We start from the raw sequence: 13914 nt of genomic DNA, 5'->3' as shown, positions 1-13914 counted from the left end.
GGAATGGGTCGCTCCCCTCAACCCGTCAGGCGCCCGTTTGTGCCCGCGCGGGGCCGCCGACGAGCCAGGCCGGGTCGAACCAGCGGTCGGCCTCGCCGTCATAGGGCAGCCGGGTGATGTCCCAGTGCTGGATGTACGGCGCGTAGACGTCCCAGACCGCGATGCCGCCGCCGACGAAGATGCGCCGTCCGGGATAGCGCGCGAGCACGGCCTCCGGGTCCTCGTGGCTGCGGATGACGTCGATGGTGCGGTCCTTGAACGCGAAGTCCGGCACCGAGGCGATCGTCTTCGGCCCGGCGATCAGGACGTGGCCCATGGTGACGGCGAAGAACCGCGTCACGTCCTCGACGAAGAGCGGGTCGGTGTTGCCCTCCCAGGGCAGGTGCCCGTCGAGGCCGAGCTGTCCGCGGAGGCCGATGGCGCAGATGCAGCGAACGTCGATCATGGGCGTCTCGGGGAACGGGGAGGAGGGACGGCGTCAGCACGCCATCTGCGGCGTCAGGATGCAGTCGCTCGGAAAGTCGTAGATCTTGCCGGATTCGTCGAAGCCCGGGCTGGCGAGGCGCACGAAGTGCGGCGCGAGGTCGTCCGGGGTCTTCAGGGTCGTCTCGTCCTCGCCCGGCATCGCCGCCTTGCGCATCGCGGTCCGCAGGGGGCCGGGATTGAGCAGTATGGCCCGCACGGGGGTCGTGGCCGTCTCCGCCGCATAGGTGCGGACCAGCGCGTCGAGGGCGGCCTTCGAGACGGAATAGGGTCCCCAATAGGCCCGGCATTTCTGCGCCGCGCCCGAGGTGACGAAGATGGCCCGGCCCGCATCGGACTTCCGCAGCAGCGGATCGAGCGAGCGGATCAGGCGGTAATTCGCCGTCACGTTGATGTCCATCACCTGCGCCCAGGTCTTCGGGGTCACGTGCCCGATCGGCGTGAGGTTGCCGAGGATGCCGGCATTGCCGACCAGGATGTCGAGGCGCTGCCAGCGCTCGTGGATGCCGGCCCCGAGGCGGTCGATGGCGTCGTAGTCCGTCAGGTCGAGGGGCACGAGGGTGGCGCTCCCGCCGACGCGCCGGATGGCGTCGTCGAGCTCCTCCAGTCCCCCTTGCGTCCGGGCGACGGCGACGATGTGGGCGCCGGCCTCCGCCAGGGCGAGGGCGGCGGCGCGCCCGATGCCGCGCGAGGCGCCGGTGACGACGGCGAGGCGGCCGGCGAGGGGCTGGGTGGGGCTGCTCATCCTGCGCTCAATCGGCTTCGGCGAGCATGGCGAGGCGGCGCGGACCGGCGATGGCGAGGTCGGTCAGGCCGGTCGGATAGTCGCCGGTGAAGCAATGGTCGGTGTATTGCGGGCAGGCCTCGTCGCGGCGCGCCTCGCCCATGGCCTTGTAGAGCCCGTCGATGGACAGGAAGGCCAGCGAATCGGCGCCGATGTAGCGGCGCATGCCCTCGAGATCGTGGGTGGCGGCGAGCAGCTTCTCCCGCTCCGGGGTGTCGATGCCGTAGAAGTCCGGGTAGGTGATCGGCGGCGAGGCGATCCGGAAATGCACCTCGCGGGCGCCGGCCTCGCGCATCATGCGCACGATCTTCACCGAGGTGGTGCCGCGCACGAGACTGTCGTCGACGAGGACGATGCGCTTGCCCTCCACCACCGCCCGGTTGGCCGAGTGCTTCATGCGCACGCCGAGTTCGCGCACCGACTGGGTCGGCTGGATGAAGGTGCGCCCGACATAGTGGTTGCGGATGATGCCCATCTCGAAGGGCAGGCCGGTCTCCTGCGCGAAGCCCAGTGCCGCCGGCACGCCCGAATCCGGCACCGGGATGACCACGTCGGCCGCGGTGGCCGACTCCCGGGCGAGCTCGTGGCCGATGTTCTTGCGCACGGCGTAGACGCTCTTGCCGTTCACCACCGAATCCGGCCGGGCGAAGTAGATGTACTCGAAGATGCACGGGCGCATCGGCTGCGCCGGGGCGAAGCGGATCGACTCGATGCCCTCTTCCGAGATCACCACGATCTCGCCGTTCTCGACGTCGCGGATGAACTTGGCGCCGATGATGTCGAGGGCGCAGGTCTCGGAGGCCAGGATGTAGCGGCCGTCGAGTTCGCCGAGCACCAGGGGGCGGATGCCCATCGGATCGCGGGCGCCGATGAGCTTCTTGTTGGTCAGGGCCACGATGGCGTAGGCGCCCTCGATCTGGCGCAGGGCCTCGGTGAAGCGCTCGACGATGCGCGGCGCCCGGGAGCGCGCGGCCAGATGCAGGATCACCTCGGTGTCGGAGGTCGACTGGGTGATCGCGCCGTCGCGCACGAGGTCGCGGCGGATCGACAGGGCGTTGGTCAGGTTGCCGTTATGGGCGACGGCGAGGCCGCCGCTGGCGAGTTCGGCGAAGAGCGGCTGCACGTTGCGCAGGATGGTGCCGCCGGTGGTCGAGTAGCGCACGTGCCCGATGGCGGCCGGGCCTTCGAGATGCTCGATGGTGGAGCGGTCCGAGAACGAGTCCCCGACGAGGCCGGGCCGGCGCTCGGAATGGAATACGGCCCCGTCGAAGGAGACGATGCCGGCCGCCTCCTGGCCACGGTGCTGAAGGGCGTGCAGGCCGAGGGCGACGATGGCCGAGGCATCCGGATGGCCGAAGATGCCGAAGACGCCGCACTCCTCGCGCAGCGTATCGCCGTCGCGGTCGAGCCCGTCCACGACCTCGACGGGGGGGCGGGCGCTCGACTTGGCTACAGACATGATGATGTCGTTCCCTGCTTGGCCCCGCACGAATCCCCGTCCAGGCACCGTCAGATGACCGTCATGTAGTCGGCCTCGGCGCCGCGACCAAGCGCGCGCCGACGCAGGTCAGCGTCGCGGGGCGGGCGTGGCTGGGCCTTCCGTGCGGCGCTGGGCCGGGACCTCGCCCTCCGGCGGCTCGACGGGATCGGCCGGGGTCTCGCCCTTCGACTTCTTGAACTGCTTGAGCAGACCTTCCGGATTCTCCGGCAGCTGCGCCACCAGGGCATCGCCCGACTTCTCCAGCATCGGGCGGCTGCGGGCCTCCGAGGCCCAGGGCGGCATCTTGCCCTGCACCAGCCAGGCCAGGAACACCCACCCGATCACGCAGATGAGGAAGCCGCGGCCGGCCCCGAACAGGAAGCCCAGAGACCGGTCGATCGCGCCGATGCGCGAATCGAGGATCATGTCCGACACCTTCACGGTGATGATGGACACTACGATCAGCGTCAGCAGAAAGATCGCGGCGATCGAGGCCACCAGGGCGACGGTGGGGTTGGTCACGTGCTGGCTGACGGTGGGCAGCAGCAGCGGATGGAATTTCCAGGCGATGGCGGCGGCCGCGACCCAGGCGATGATGGCGAGCACTTCGCGGGTCGCGCCGCGCACGGCGGCCAACAGCGCCGAGACCACGACGATACCCAGCACGACGAGATCGAGAACGGAGAACGGCATCTCTGAGGATTGTCACTTCATGGGGCGGAGCGGCGACGATGACCGGATCGTGCGGCTTCCCCCGGCCGCGGCCCTGTATATCCTGCGGAAACTCGGCCGTCACCCTGGCGTGAAGGCCCAATCCCGCCAGGGTCCGGCGCGTGGTCTCGGCGGCGCGAGGGTGACATGACCGCATCGTCGCGCGTTTCCGGACGGCAATACCTCGTGCCCATCGCGGGGATGTTCAGTGGCGTGCTGATCGTCTCGCTGATCCTGGCCGGCAAGATCGTCTCCCTGGGCGGCCTCACCTTCAGCGCGGCGGTGATCGTCTTCCCGCTCTCGTACCTGTTCGGCGACATCCTCACCGAGGTCTATGGCTATGCCAGCGCCCGCCGGGTCGTCTGGGCCGGCTTCGCGGCGCAGATCGTCTGGATCGTAAGCTACACGATCGCGGCGGCGCTTCCGCCGGCGCCGTTCTGGCCGCATCAGGCCGCCTTCGAGGCCGTGCTCGGGGCGACCCCGCGCCTGGCACTCGCCGGCATGGCCGCCTACCTCGTCGGCGAATTCGCCAATGCCTACGTGCTGGCCAAGCTGAAGCTGCGCTTCGCCGGCGCGCACCTGGCGGCGCGGCTCGTCGCCTCGACGGTGCTCGGACAGGCGCTCGACACCGCGCTGTTCGTGACGATCGCCTTCGCGGGCACCTTCGCGGCGCCGGACCTGATCCGCCTCGGCCTCGGCGCCTGGTTCCTCAAGGTGCTCTGGGAAATCGTCGCCCTGCCGCTGAGCCCGCCGCTGATCCGCTGGCTGAAGCGGCAGGAGGGCGAGGATGCGGACGACCGCGACACCGACTTCAACCCGTTCCGCCTCGAGGCCTAATCGTCGTCGCCGTAATCGGGCGGGTTGTGGCCGCGCCGCTGGACGCCCCGGCGCGGGCCGTTGCTGGCGATGCCCGCGACCATGTCGGCGATGTGGCGCAGGGCCTCCGTCGACAGGGCGCCGTCGCCGCCCTCGCCCCGTCCCTGCGGCATGACGGCCTTGGCGAAGCCGAGCTTCAGCGCCTCCTTGAGCCGGGCCGGCGCCTGCGCCACCGGGCGGACCGCGCCGGAGAGGCCGATCTCGCCGAAATAGACCGTCTCGGGCGGGAGCGTCGCCCCGGACAGGGACGAGACCAGGGCCGCGGCGACCGCGAGGTCGGCGGCCGGCTCGGAGATGCGCAGGCCGCCCGCCACGTTGAGGTAGACGTCGTGGGTGCCCAGGCGAATGCCGCCATGGGCCTCCAGCACGGCCAGCACCATCGACAGGCGGTTCGGGTCCCAGCCGACCACGGCCCGGCGCGGCATGCCGAGGGAGGAGGGGGCGACGAGGGCCTGGATCTCCACCAGCAGGGGCCGCGTGCCCTCCATGCCGGCGAACACCGCGGTGCCCGGCGCGGCGTGGTCGCGCCCCGCGAGGAACAGGGCGGAGGGATTCGGCACCTCGGCCAGCCCCATATCGGTCATCTCGAACACGCCGATCTCGTCGGTGGGTCCGAAGCGGTTCTTCACCGCGCGCAGGATGCGGAAATGGTGTCCCTGGTCGCCCTCGAACGACGCCACGGCGTCGACCATGTGCTCGACCACGCGGGGGCCGGCGATCTGTCCGTCCTTGGTGACGTGGCCGACGAGGATCACCGCCGTGCCGGTGGTCTTGGCGAAGCGGATCAGGGTCTGGGCGGAGCCGCGCACCTGCGTGACCGTGCCGGGGGCGGATTCCACCGTCTCGGTCCACATGGTCTGGATCGAGTCGATGATCGCGAGCGCCGGGGGCCGTCCCTGCGACAGGGTCTCGACGATGTCCTCGACGTTGGTCTCGGCCGCGAGTTCGACCTGGGCCGAGGACAGGCCGAGGCGTTCGGCGCGCAGGCGCACCTGCGCCACCGCCTCCTCGCCCGAGATGTAGACCACGCGCTCGCCGGTGCGGGCCATGGCGGCGGAGGCCTGCATCAGCAGGGTCGACTTGCCGATGCCGGGATCGCCGCCGAGAAGGATCACCGAGCCGCGCACGAAGCCGCCGCCGGTGACGCGATCGAGCTCGCCGATGCCCGAGGGGATGCGCGGGGCCTGCCTCACCTCGCCGGTGAGCCCTTCCAGGGCGAAGACCCGGCCGCGGGCCCGGCTCGGGCGCGTCTTGACCGGACCCGATTGCGGGCCGGTGGCGCCGGTCTCCTCGACGATGGTGTTCCAGCCGTTGCAGGCCTCGCAGCGGCCGCGCCAGCGATTGTAGACCGCCCCGCAGGACTGGCAGACGAAGGTCTGTTGGATCTTGGCCATCGCGATTCCGCTGGAAGGGACGATCCGACGCCGCCCCGTCAGGCAGGTCTCAGGCGTCGTGTCCTGTCACATAATGGCGAACATAGCGAGAACCCAGGCCCGTCAGGATCTCGTAGCCGATGGTGCCGGCGGCCCGTCCGACCGTGTCGACGTCGAGCCCGTCGCCGATCAGGGTGGCGGTCGCCCCACGCCGCACGCTCGGCGCGTCGGTCACGTCGAGGATGATGAGATCCATCGAGATCAGCCCGAGGATCGGACAGCGCACGCCGTCGACCAGGGCGATTCCGCGTCCGCTCGCCGCGCGCGGATAGCCGTCGGCGTAGCCGAGCGACAGGGTCGCCAACCGCCGCGGCTCGGGCGCCCGCCAGCGGCCGTTATAGCCGCAGGTCTCCCCGGGGGCGACGTCGCGAATCTGCGCGACCCGCGCCTCCAGGCGCACCACCGGACGCATCGGGTTGGGCTTCCACGGCGTCGGGTTGCCGCCGAACAGGGCGTAGCCGGGCCGCAGGAGGTCGTGATGCGCCGCCTCGCCGAGGAAGATTCCCGACGAGTTGGCGAAGGAGCCCGGGACACCCGGATAGGCGGCGCGAACGCACGCGAACTCGGCCATCTGGCGCGCATTGACCGGATCGCTCGCCAGTTCCGCGCTGACGAGGTGGGTCATCAGCAGGGCGACGCCGGCCTGCTCGATCAGCGGGTCACCCGAGAGCGCCAGGGCGTCGGACACGGGCAGGCCGAGGCGGTTCATGCCGGTGTCGACGTGCAGGGCCGCCGGCAGGGTCCGTCCGGCGGATTGCGCCAGGGCGCCCCATTCGGCGAGTTCCTCGCGGCTGCCGAGGACGGGCCGCAGGTCGTGCGCCGTCAAGTCCGGGCCGAGGCCGGGCAGGAGGCCGTTCAGCACGTAGATCGTGGCCTCCGGCAGCACGGCCCGCGCCGCGACCCCCTCGCCCAGATGGGCGACGAAGAACGTCCGGCAGCCGGCCGCCCACAGGATGGGCGCGACCCGGGCGAGGCCGCAGCCATAGGCATCGGCCTTGACCACGGCGGCGCAGGCCGCCTCCGGCGCCTGGGCGGCGAGGTGGCGCCAGTTCTCCGCGATGGCCGCGAGATCAATGGTGAGTGCGGCGCCGTGGCTGAAACGCGCCATCGAGAAACGCTCGAGCGAAGGAGGGCTTAAGATGGCTCGAGCGCCTTCTCGCGGTCGGCCTGTGGCCAGGAAAAGTCTCGGGTCATGACCTCGTCGACGGTGTAGGGGCATTCCATCGGGAACGCGCTCTCCGGAAGATCTGTTTCGGCTGCGGCCTCGATCCGCGCCCGACGATAAGCCCGGGTCAGAACCTCGTCACATTGTCCCCGCAGGCTGGGGCTGTCCTCCATCCGCTCCTCCGCAGCGAGGCGCTGCACGCGGATGGACGTCGCCCAACTGCGGGTCCGGCGACCCGGTTGATGATCCCATTTCAGCATGTGGAGCAGGACGACCCGCAGCGCGCTCGCGAGAGCATTGCGTTCCGTCCGCGCCACCGCTTCCACCTCGTCGATGAGATGCCGGAGGTCGAGGGCCGACCATGTGCGTGTCCGCAGATGCTCCGCCTGCTCCATCGCCCAGTCGGCCAGGTCCACGTCATAGGGCGTACCTGTCTGCAGAGCGGCGTCTGCTCGCTTCGGATGTGCCACCGTCACGCCTCCCGCTCTTCAGGGGAACACCGATCGGACCCGTCGAGACCCGCGCGGAGATTACGGGGATTCCCCATCGATCGCGAGCCGTCCGTTCTGAAATCGGGCGCGACCACGAGCGTCGGGCCGTGCGCGCATCACATGTGCTGCTCCGGCAGACGGTCGGACTGCGCCAGATCCGAGAAGCGGGTGATGTTGGCGTCGAACTGGAGTTCGACCGTGCCGGTGGGGCCGTGGCGCTGCTTGCCGAGGATGACCTCGGCCTTGCCGTGGACGCGGTTCATTTCGGCCTCCCAGGCGAAGAACTCTTCCGTCCCTTCGCGAGGCTTCTTGTTGTTCACGTAGTATTCCTCGCGGAACACGAACATCACCACGTCGGCGTCCTGCTCGATCGAGCCCGATTCGCGCAAGTCCGAGAGCTGGGGGCGCTTGTCCTCGCGGTTCTCGACCTGACGGGAGAGCTGCGACAGGGCGATGATCGGCACGGCCAGCTCCTTGGCGAGGGCCTTCATGCCGGTGGTGATCTCGGTCATCTCCTGCACGCGGTTGTCGCTGCGCTTGCCCGAGCCCGAGAGCAGCTGCAGGTAGTCGACGATGAGCAGATCGAGGCCCTTCTGCCGCTTCAGGCGGCGGGCGCGGGCGGCGAGCTGCGCGATCGAGATGCCGCCGGTCTGGTCGATGTAGAACGGGATCGTCTGCATGTCCCGGGCGGCATCGGTGATCTTGTAGAACTCCGCCGGCTGGATGTCGCCGCGGCGGATCTTGTAGGACGGCACGCCCGATTGCTCGGCGATGATGCGGGTCGCCAGCTGCTCGGCCGACATTTCGAGGGAGAAGAACCCGACGATGCCGCCGTTCTTCGTCTCGGTCCGGCCATCCGGCAGCTTCTCGGCCTGGTAGGCCTTGGCGACGTTGAACGCGATGTTGGTGACGAGCGAGGTCTTGCCCATGGCCGGGCGGCCCGCGAGGATGATGAGATCCGAGCGCTGCAGGCCGCCCATCTTGGCGTCGAGGTCGGTCAGGCCGGTGGCGACGCCCGAGAGCTTGCCCTCGCGCTGGTAGGCCTTGGCGGCCATGTCGACCGCGGCCGTCAGGGCGTCGGAGAACTTCTGGAAGCCGCCGTCGTACTTGCCCGATTCGGCGAGCTCGTAGAGCCGCCGCTCCGTCCCCTCGATCTGGTCGCGGGGGGAGGATTCGACGGGCGCCTCGTAGGCGCCGTTGACGAGGTCCTCGCCGATGGTGATGAGCCGGCGGCGGATGGCGAGGTCGTAGATGGTCCGGCCGTAATCGCCGGCGTTGATCACGGTGGTGGCCTCGGCCGCGAGGCGGGCGAGGTACTGCATCACCGTCTGGCCGCCGAGATCGGCGTCGCCGAGATAGGTCTTCAGGGTGATCGGCGTGGCGAGCTTGCCGGCCTTGATGAGCTGCGCCGCGACCTCGAAGATCTTGCGGTGGACGTCCTCCATGAAGTGCTCGGGCAGGAGGAAGTCCGAGATCCGGTAATAGGCGTCGTTGTTCACCAGGATCGCGCCGAGCAGGGCCTGCTCGGCATCGATGTTGTGGGGCGCGACGCGGAATTCCTGCGCGACGGGCTGAAGGTTGGCCGTCAGGGCGTTGGGCAGGGCCATGGGCTGATTCGAGGCTCCGACTCGTCGATTCATCGTCCGCGCGGTGGTCCGCCGCCGCACGTCGCTACCGCCCGACCATGGCGCCGGCATGGTTAGCCGAACCTTAGCCGATTCGCGCTTTGCGGCCTCTCGTCCCGTCGTGGCCCCCTGCCTGGGCGGGGCGAGCACGGGGACCGGTCGCGGAAACGCCCGCCATCCTCGCGGATGACGGGCGTCCATGCTGGAACAAACAAGGAACTAGTCAACCGCTAAGGGCGGTCATCCCCATTGTTCACCGAGCTGTGACCCGATTACTCGCGGTCGTCGCCGGCCTCGGCGAGGGCGGCGCCGACCTCGAGGCCGAGGTCGTCGAGGTTGAACGCTTCACGCTCGGTGGTCGACTCGCCGCGGGCCTGACGCTCGGCCTCTTCCGGCGAACGGGCGACGTTCACCGTGATGCTGACCTCGACCTCGGGGTGCAGCACGACCGGAACGGTGTGCAGGCCCAGGGTCTTGATCGGCTGGTTGAGGGCGAACTGGTCGCGGCCCACGGTGAACCCGTCGGCGGTGACGACGTCGGCGAGGTCGCGGGTCGAGACCGAGCCGTAGAGCACGCCGGTCTCGCCCGACTGGCGGATGAGCACGAAGCTCTTGCCCTCAAGGGTCTCGGCGACGGACTGCGCCTCGGACTTCCGCTCGAGGTTGCGGGCCTCGAGCTGGGCGCGCTGGGTCTCGAAGTGCTTCTTGTTGCCTTCGGTGGCGCGCAGAGCTTTGCCGCGGGCGAGGAGGAAGTTGCGGGCGTAGCCCGGCTTCACGTTCACGGTCTCGCCCATCTGGCCGAGCTTGGCGACGCGCTCGAGGAGGATGACTTCCATGGTGTTCGTCCTTTGGGTTTCTGGTTGATCAGGGTCGTCCGGCCGCGTCGCGGGGACGGCGGCGGTCGAGGGCGGTATCGGCGATGCCGAACAGGGTCAGGGCGAGGAGGGCGATGCCCTGGGTGAAGAAGAGGATCAGGTAGAGGCCGAACAGCAGGGCGAGGCGCCCGGGCCGGCCGCGGCTGCGGTCGTGGAAGGCGGCGAGGCCCTGGATCGCGAAGGCGGCGCTGAGCGCCCCCGCCACGGCGATGCCGAGCACGCCCGGATAGCCCGGCACCAGCGCGAGCAGCATCGCGCTCGCGAGCACGGCCATCACGCGGCGCGGCATCATCGTCGCGGCGAGGTCCGGCCAGGGGCGGAGCAGGCGCCCCGAGATGCGCACGATGCGGGCCGCCGCCCAGAGATAGAAGGTCAGAAGGACCGTGAGGCCGTGGGTGGCCAGGCCCGGTGCGATGGCGGCCAGCGCATTGGCGACCTCGGTCCGGGTCGCCTCGGCGGGATCCTGCGGACCCGGCTCGGCCGGAATCTTGGTGTCCGCCTCGGGCGCGGCCGGCTTCTGGACGGGGGCGCCCGGATTTGCGGCACGGTCGGCCCGGACGTCGATCAGCGTCCGGGTCATGCCGCGCAGCTGGGACTGGAAGGTCTCGTAGTTCGGTGCGGCGATCACCGCGATCGCGACGAAGGCGAGGCCGGCCGTTCCGGCGGTCCAGGCGAGCAGGCGCCCGGTCGGGTACCATTCCATCGTCCCGTCGGCGTTCGCGCGGCCGAGCAGGGCCAGATAGGCGAGCCACCAGGCGGGCAGGGCGAGATAGGCGAAGAAGCCGAGGCCGAGGAAGGGCTGGACCACGAGGGCGAGGGCCAGGGCGCCGGTGACGGCGGCGACCAGGGCGGCCCGGTGGCTCCAGCCGAGCCCCACGATCAGGATCGGGAGCGGGGCGAGCAGGTAGAGCAGGATCGCGAGCGCCGTCGCCTTCAGCAGGACGCCGAAGAGGAGGGCGGAGACGAGGCCCGCGCCGATACCGATGCCGAGAAACTGTGTCATCAATCCCGCTGTCCCGCTGTCCCGTTCCGGGCAGGGTTAGAGGCGAACCTTGTCGCCCCAACGACTCCCGGCACCCGATCTCGAGGGCCGGTACGAATGCGCATGCCGGGCATGCGCCGATGCCTCGGTCCGGAAGGCCCGGACCGAGGCGAGCGGTCTTACTTGATCACGTAGGGGAGGAAGCCGAGGAAGCGGGCGCGCTTGATCGCCTGGGCGAGCTCGCGCTGCTTCTTGGCCGACACCGCGGTGATGCGCGAAGGCACGATCTTGCCGCGCTCGGAGACATAGCGCGACAGGAGCTTTACGTCCTTGTAGTCGATCTTGGGCGCGTTCGCGCCCGAGAAGGGGCAGGTCTTCCGACGACGGAAGAAGGGGCGGCGTCCGCCGCCGGCACCACCGCCACCACCAGCTCCGCCAGCGGCGGGCGCACCGGGTCCAGCACCAAATGCCATGACTTAAGCCTCCCCGCCGAAGCTGCGCTCGGGGCGGTCGCCGCGATCACCACGGTCGCCGCGATCGCGGTCGCCGCCGAATCCACCACCGCCGCCGAAGCCTTCGTCGTCACGACGACGGCCGCGCTCACGATCCTTGCGGTCGTCGCGGTCGCGCTTCTGCATCATCGCCGACGGCTCGGACTCGAGCTCTTCGACGCGGACGGTCATGAAGCGGAGGACGTCCTCGGAGATCTGCATCTGGCGCTCCATCTCGGCGAGCGCCGCCGGGGGGGCGTCGACGTTGAGGAGCGTGAAATGCGCCTTGCGGTTCTTCTTGATGCGGTAGGCGAGGGACTTCACGCCCCACATCTCGATCTTCTCGACCTTGCCGCCATTGGCTTCGATGACGCCCTTGTAGGTCTCGACCATGGTCTCGACCTGCTGGGCCGTCACGTCCTGGCGCGCCAGGAAGACGTGTTCGTAGAGAGGCATTAACGGGCCCTTCATATCCAAAGGGACCCGACGGCACGCGGAACGTGCGGGAAAGGGAGCGTCGGGCCGGTTCATACGCAATCGCCCGGCGCCAAGCCCTTCGAGCCGTTTGAAGGCCCGAGCGGTTGATCGAAGGCGGAGACACGGGACGACGGGAAGACCCTCTTCAGGGTCAGGCCCTGTGCCGATGGAATCGGCACCGTCCGTTCAGCCCCCAGCCGGAGCGAACGCGAGGGGTGGCGCATAAACGAGTCGGGGGGGCTTGGCAAGGCGGGGCGATCTTCGCGGACCGCCGACCGGTCGACGCAAGCGAATCAATCAGGCCGCGTCGCCCGCGAAGATCGCGGCGATCGCGGCCTCGCCGAGGACGCGGTGCTCCCCGGGCGCCAGGTCGTCCGGGAGGCCGAGGCCCCCGACGCGGTCGCGGTGCAGGGCGGTGACGTGGTTGCCCAGCGCCGCGAACATCCGCCGGACCTGATGGTAGCGCCCCTCGTGCAAGGTCACCGTCGCGCCGGTCTCGCCCTCGGCCTCGAAATCGACCGGCAGGAGCGGCTTCTCCTCGCCCTCCAGCATCAGCGTGCCGGAGGCGAGGATGGCGCCCTCGTCGCCCGTCAGGGGGCGGTCCAGCGTGACGCGGTAGCGCTTGGCCACGTTCGCCTTCGGCGCGATGACCCGGTGCAGCAGGGCGCCGTCGTCGGTGAGGAGCAGGAGCCCGGAGGTCTCCTTGTCGAGGCGACCGACCGTCGAGAGGGCGGGGTCGCGCCGGCGCCAGCGTTCGGGCAGCAGGCCGTAGACGAGGGGACCCGCCTCCTTGTGCGAGCAGGTGACGCCGAGCGGCTTGTGCAGCATCAGGGTCAGGCCGGGCGGCGGGTCGAGGCGTTCGCCGTCGACGGTCATCCGCTGCGCGAGGTCCGGAGTGACCGGGATGCGCTGGTCGGCATCGCGCAGGGCGGTGCCGTCCAGGACCACGAGCCCGGCGCGGGTGAGGAGCGCGATCTCCCGGCGCGAGCCGTAGCCCATGTTGGCGAGCAGCCGGTCGAGGCGCAGCTGCGCGATCTTGGCCGGCCGCGTCACCGGCGCGCCTCGTAGATCTTGTAGCCGCCGGCCGAAGCCCTCAGCTCCACGCTCTTGAAGGCCGCCTTCAGGGGCGCCTCGTAGGGCAGGTGGGTGTTGGCGGTGAGCCAGAGGCTGCCCCCGGGCCGCAGGGCTTCCGCCGCCCGGCCGATGAAGACCTGGCCGAGGGCCTGGTCTTCGGCCCCGCCATCGTGGAAGGGCGGGTTCATCACCACGAAGTCGAGGCGGGCGAGGCCGAGGCCGCCGGCCCGGATGTCGGCCCAGCGCAGCGTGGCGCGCGGATCGCCGACGTTGCGTGCCGCCATCTCGATGGCGCGCCGGTCGAGGTCGATCAGCGTCAGGGCCGTCACCTTCGGCGAGTTCAGGACGGCCCGGGCCAGGATGCCGAGGCCACAGCCGAAATCGGCGCCGCTGCCGGCGAGCGGCGGGAGGTTGGCGAGGAGAAGGGCGGTGCCGGGGTCGAGGCGGTCGTAGGAGAAGATCCCGGCCTGCGTGCAGAGGGCGAGGTTGTCGATGTGGCGCGGGCCGCCCTCGTGGAGGGCGTCCTCGAGACCGGCGACCGCCTCCGGACGCATGGCGACGCAGATCCGGTGATGGCGCCGCGCCTCCTCCTGAACGGTGCAGCCGAAGCCGGTGATCTCCTTGGCCAGGCGGCTGCCGCCGCGATCCTTCGGCGCCAGCGCCGTCAGGCGCCCGCCGGGCCGCAGGGCCTTCAGCCCGAGCGCCAGCACGTAGCGCCGCTCGATCGTCCCGGCCGGCGCCAGCACGTCGAGTCGCTCCAGGCTCCCGGGCTCCAGATCCTCGAGGCGGGCCGCCCCCGGGCTCAGCGGCGAGACTTGCGCCGCGTGCGGAGGCACCTCCACCAGTTCCAGGGGCGGCGCGCCGTAGACGGCTTCCGAGACAGGCATGGTGGGCATCGTAACGGGATCCGGCGCGACGGCGCGCGCGCCTCGACGGCTCAGGGCGTGACAGGAAATCGGGAGGCTCG

At 70.3% G+C, this 13914-nt stretch carries 15 protein-coding genes; 1 reads left to right on the top strand and 14 read right to left on the bottom strand.

Features of this window, described 5'->3' with window-relative positions; all coding sequences use genetic code 11:
• Nucleotides 1-25: 25 nt before the first annotated feature.
• The 4 genes from ACLBWX_RS07620 to ACLBWX_RS07605 all read right to left on the bottom strand — a co-directional run bounded on the left by ACLBWX_RS07620 (nt 26) and on the right by ACLBWX_RS07605 (nt 3440).
• Entirely contained in the window at nt 26-445 is a 420-nt protein-coding gene (locus ACLBWX_RS07620) for a dihydrofolate reductase (protein WP_447676467.1), read from the bottom strand.
• A 33-nt stretch (nt 446-478) separates the two neighbouring features.
• Complete coding sequence (locus ACLBWX_RS07615; protein WP_447676466.1) at nt 479-1228, bottom strand: SDR family NAD(P)-dependent oxidoreductase; 750 nt, start codon at nt 1226-1228, stop codon at nt 479-481.
• Nucleotides 1229-1235: 7 nt separating this feature from the next.
• The gene (gene purF, locus ACLBWX_RS07610) at nt 1236-2726 is read right to left on the bottom strand and encodes an amidophosphoribosyltransferase (protein ID WP_447676465.1); all 1491 of its coding nucleotides are present in this window, start codon (nt 2724-2726) and stop codon (nt 1236-1238) included.
• Nucleotides 2727-2834: 108 nt separating this feature from the next.
• Entirely contained in the window at nt 2835-3440 is a 606-nt protein-coding gene (locus ACLBWX_RS07605) for a CvpA family protein (RefSeq protein WP_447676464.1), read from the bottom strand.
• A 165-nt stretch (nt 3441-3605) separates the two neighbouring features.
• Between ACLBWX_RS07605 and ACLBWX_RS07600 the strand changes: the two genes are divergently transcribed.
• Nucleotides 3606-4295, top strand: coding sequence for a queuosine precursor transporter (locus tag ACLBWX_RS07600; protein ID WP_447676463.1), 690 nt, complete (start codon nt 3606-3608; stop codon nt 4293-4295).
• Here ACLBWX_RS07600 and radA read toward each other — a convergent pair.
• The 10 genes from radA to ACLBWX_RS07550 all read right to left on the bottom strand — a co-directional run bounded on the left by radA (nt 4292) and on the right by ACLBWX_RS07550 (nt 13843).
• Nucleotides 4292-5728: a DNA repair protein RadA gene (gene radA, locus ACLBWX_RS07595; RefSeq protein ID WP_447676462.1), complete on the bottom strand. Its 1437-nt coding sequence runs from the start codon at nt 5726-5728 to the stop codon at nt 4292-4294. The two genes, ACLBWX_RS07600 and radA, sit on opposite strands and share 4 nt — an antisense overlap.
• Before the next feature lie 49 nt (nt 5729-5777).
• Nucleotides 5778-6875 carry an alanine racemase gene (alr, locus tag ACLBWX_RS07590; RefSeq protein ID WP_447676461.1) on the bottom strand — a complete coding sequence of 366 codons (1098 nt, stop codon included), beginning with the start codon at nt 6873-6875 and terminating at the stop codon, nt 5778-5780.
• 26 nt (nt 6876-6901) lie between these two features.
• Nucleotides 6902-7402, bottom strand: coding sequence for a DUF29 domain-containing protein (locus ACLBWX_RS07585; RefSeq protein ID WP_447676460.1), 501 nt, complete (start codon nt 7400-7402; stop codon nt 6902-6904).
• 137 nt (nt 7403-7539) lie between these two features.
• Nucleotides 7540-9030 (bottom strand): replicative DNA helicase, encoded by a 1491-nt coding sequence (locus tag ACLBWX_RS07580; RefSeq protein WP_447676459.1) that lies wholly within the window; start codon nt 9028-9030, stop codon nt 7540-7542.
• Nucleotides 9031-9320: 290 nt separating this feature from the next.
• Entirely contained in the window at nt 9321-9884 is a 564-nt protein-coding gene (gene rplI, locus ACLBWX_RS07575; RefSeq protein WP_447676458.1) for a 50S ribosomal protein L9, read from the bottom strand.
• A gap of 28 nt (nt 9885-9912) precedes the next feature.
• Nucleotides 9913-10926, bottom strand: a complete 1014-nt coding sequence (locus ACLBWX_RS07570) for a DUF2232 domain-containing protein (protein WP_447676457.1) — start codon at nt 10924-10926, stop codon at nt 9913-9915.
• A gap of 158 nt (nt 10927-11084) precedes the next feature.
• The gene (gene rpsR / locus ACLBWX_RS07565) at nt 11085-11378 is read right to left on the bottom strand and encodes a 30S ribosomal protein S18 (protein ID WP_447676456.1); all 294 of its coding nucleotides are present in this window, start codon (nt 11376-11378) and stop codon (nt 11085-11087) included.
• 3 nt (nt 11379-11381) lie between these two features.
• Nucleotides 11382-11852 carry a 30S ribosomal protein S6 gene (gene rpsF, locus ACLBWX_RS07560; protein WP_447676455.1) on the bottom strand — a complete coding sequence of 157 codons (471 nt, stop codon included), beginning with the start codon at nt 11850-11852 and terminating at the stop codon, nt 11382-11384.
• 318 nt (nt 11853-12170) lie between these two features.
• Complete coding sequence (locus ACLBWX_RS07555) at nt 12171-12908, bottom strand: pseudouridine synthase (RefSeq protein WP_447676540.1); 738 nt, start codon at nt 12906-12908, stop codon at nt 12171-12173.
• A 14-nt stretch (nt 12909-12922) separates the two neighbouring features.
• A complete protein-coding gene (locus ACLBWX_RS07550; RefSeq protein ID WP_447676454.1) occupies nt 12923-13843 on the bottom strand; it encodes a class I SAM-dependent methyltransferase in 921 nt (306 codons plus the stop codon).
• Between the last annotated feature and the right edge of the window lie 71 nt (nt 13844-13914).

It is taken from the genome of Methylobacterium sp. M6A4_1b, assembly GCF_053345175.1.
This window is presented reverse-complemented; position numbering and strand designations above follow the sequence as displayed.

What these genes read in the sequence shown, in the direction of transcription:
- alr (WP_447676461.1), bottom strand. Translation starts at nt 6,875, where the DNA reads ATGGCGCGTTTCAGCCACGGCGCCGCACTCACCATTGATCTCGCGGCC.
- ACLBWX_RS07550 (WP_447676454.1), bottom strand. Translation starts at nt 13,843, where the DNA reads ATGCCCACCATGCCTGTCTCGGAAGCCGTCTACGGCGCGCCGCCCCTG.
- ACLBWX_RS07600 (WP_447676463.1), top strand. Translation starts at nt 3,606, where the DNA reads ATGACCGCATCGTCGCGCGTTTCCGGACGGCAATACCTCGTGCCCATC.
- rplI (WP_447676458.1), bottom strand. Translation starts at nt 9,884, where the DNA reads ATGGAAGTCATCCTCCTCGAGCGCGTCGCCAAGCTCGGCCAGATGGGC.
- ACLBWX_RS07570 (WP_447676457.1), bottom strand. Translation starts at nt 10,926, where the DNA reads ATGACACAGTTTCTCGGCATCGGTATCGGCGCGGGCCTCGTCTCCGCC.
- ACLBWX_RS07605 (WP_447676464.1), bottom strand. Translation starts at nt 3,440, where the DNA reads ATGCCGTTCTCCGTTCTCGATCTCGTCGTGCTGGGTATCGTCGTGGTC.
- rpsF (WP_447676455.1), bottom strand. Translation starts at nt 11,852, where the DNA reads ATGCCTCTCTACGAACACGTCTTCCTGGCGCGCCAGGACGTGACGGCC.
- ACLBWX_RS07580 (WP_447676459.1), bottom strand. Translation starts at nt 9,030, where the DNA reads ATGGCCCTGCCCAACGCCCTGACGGCCAACCTTCAGCCCGTCGCGCAG.
- radA (WP_447676462.1), bottom strand. Translation starts at nt 5,728, where the DNA reads ATGGCCAAGATCCAACAGACCTTCGTCTGCCAGTCCTGCGGGGCGGTC.
- rpsR (WP_447676456.1), bottom strand. Translation starts at nt 11,378, where the DNA reads ATGGCATTTGGTGCTGGACCCGGTGCGCCCGCCGCTGGCGGAGCTGGT.
- ACLBWX_RS07615 (WP_447676466.1), bottom strand. Translation starts at nt 1,228, where the DNA reads ATGAGCAGCCCCACCCAGCCCCTCGCCGGCCGCCTCGCCGTCGTCACC.
- purF (WP_447676465.1), bottom strand. Translation starts at nt 2,726, where the DNA reads ATGTCTGTAGCCAAGTCGAGCGCCCGCCCCCCCGTCGAGGTCGTGGAC.
- ACLBWX_RS07620 (WP_447676467.1), bottom strand. Translation starts at nt 445, where the DNA reads ATGATCGACGTTCGCTGCATCTGCGCCATCGGCCTCCGCGGACAGCTC.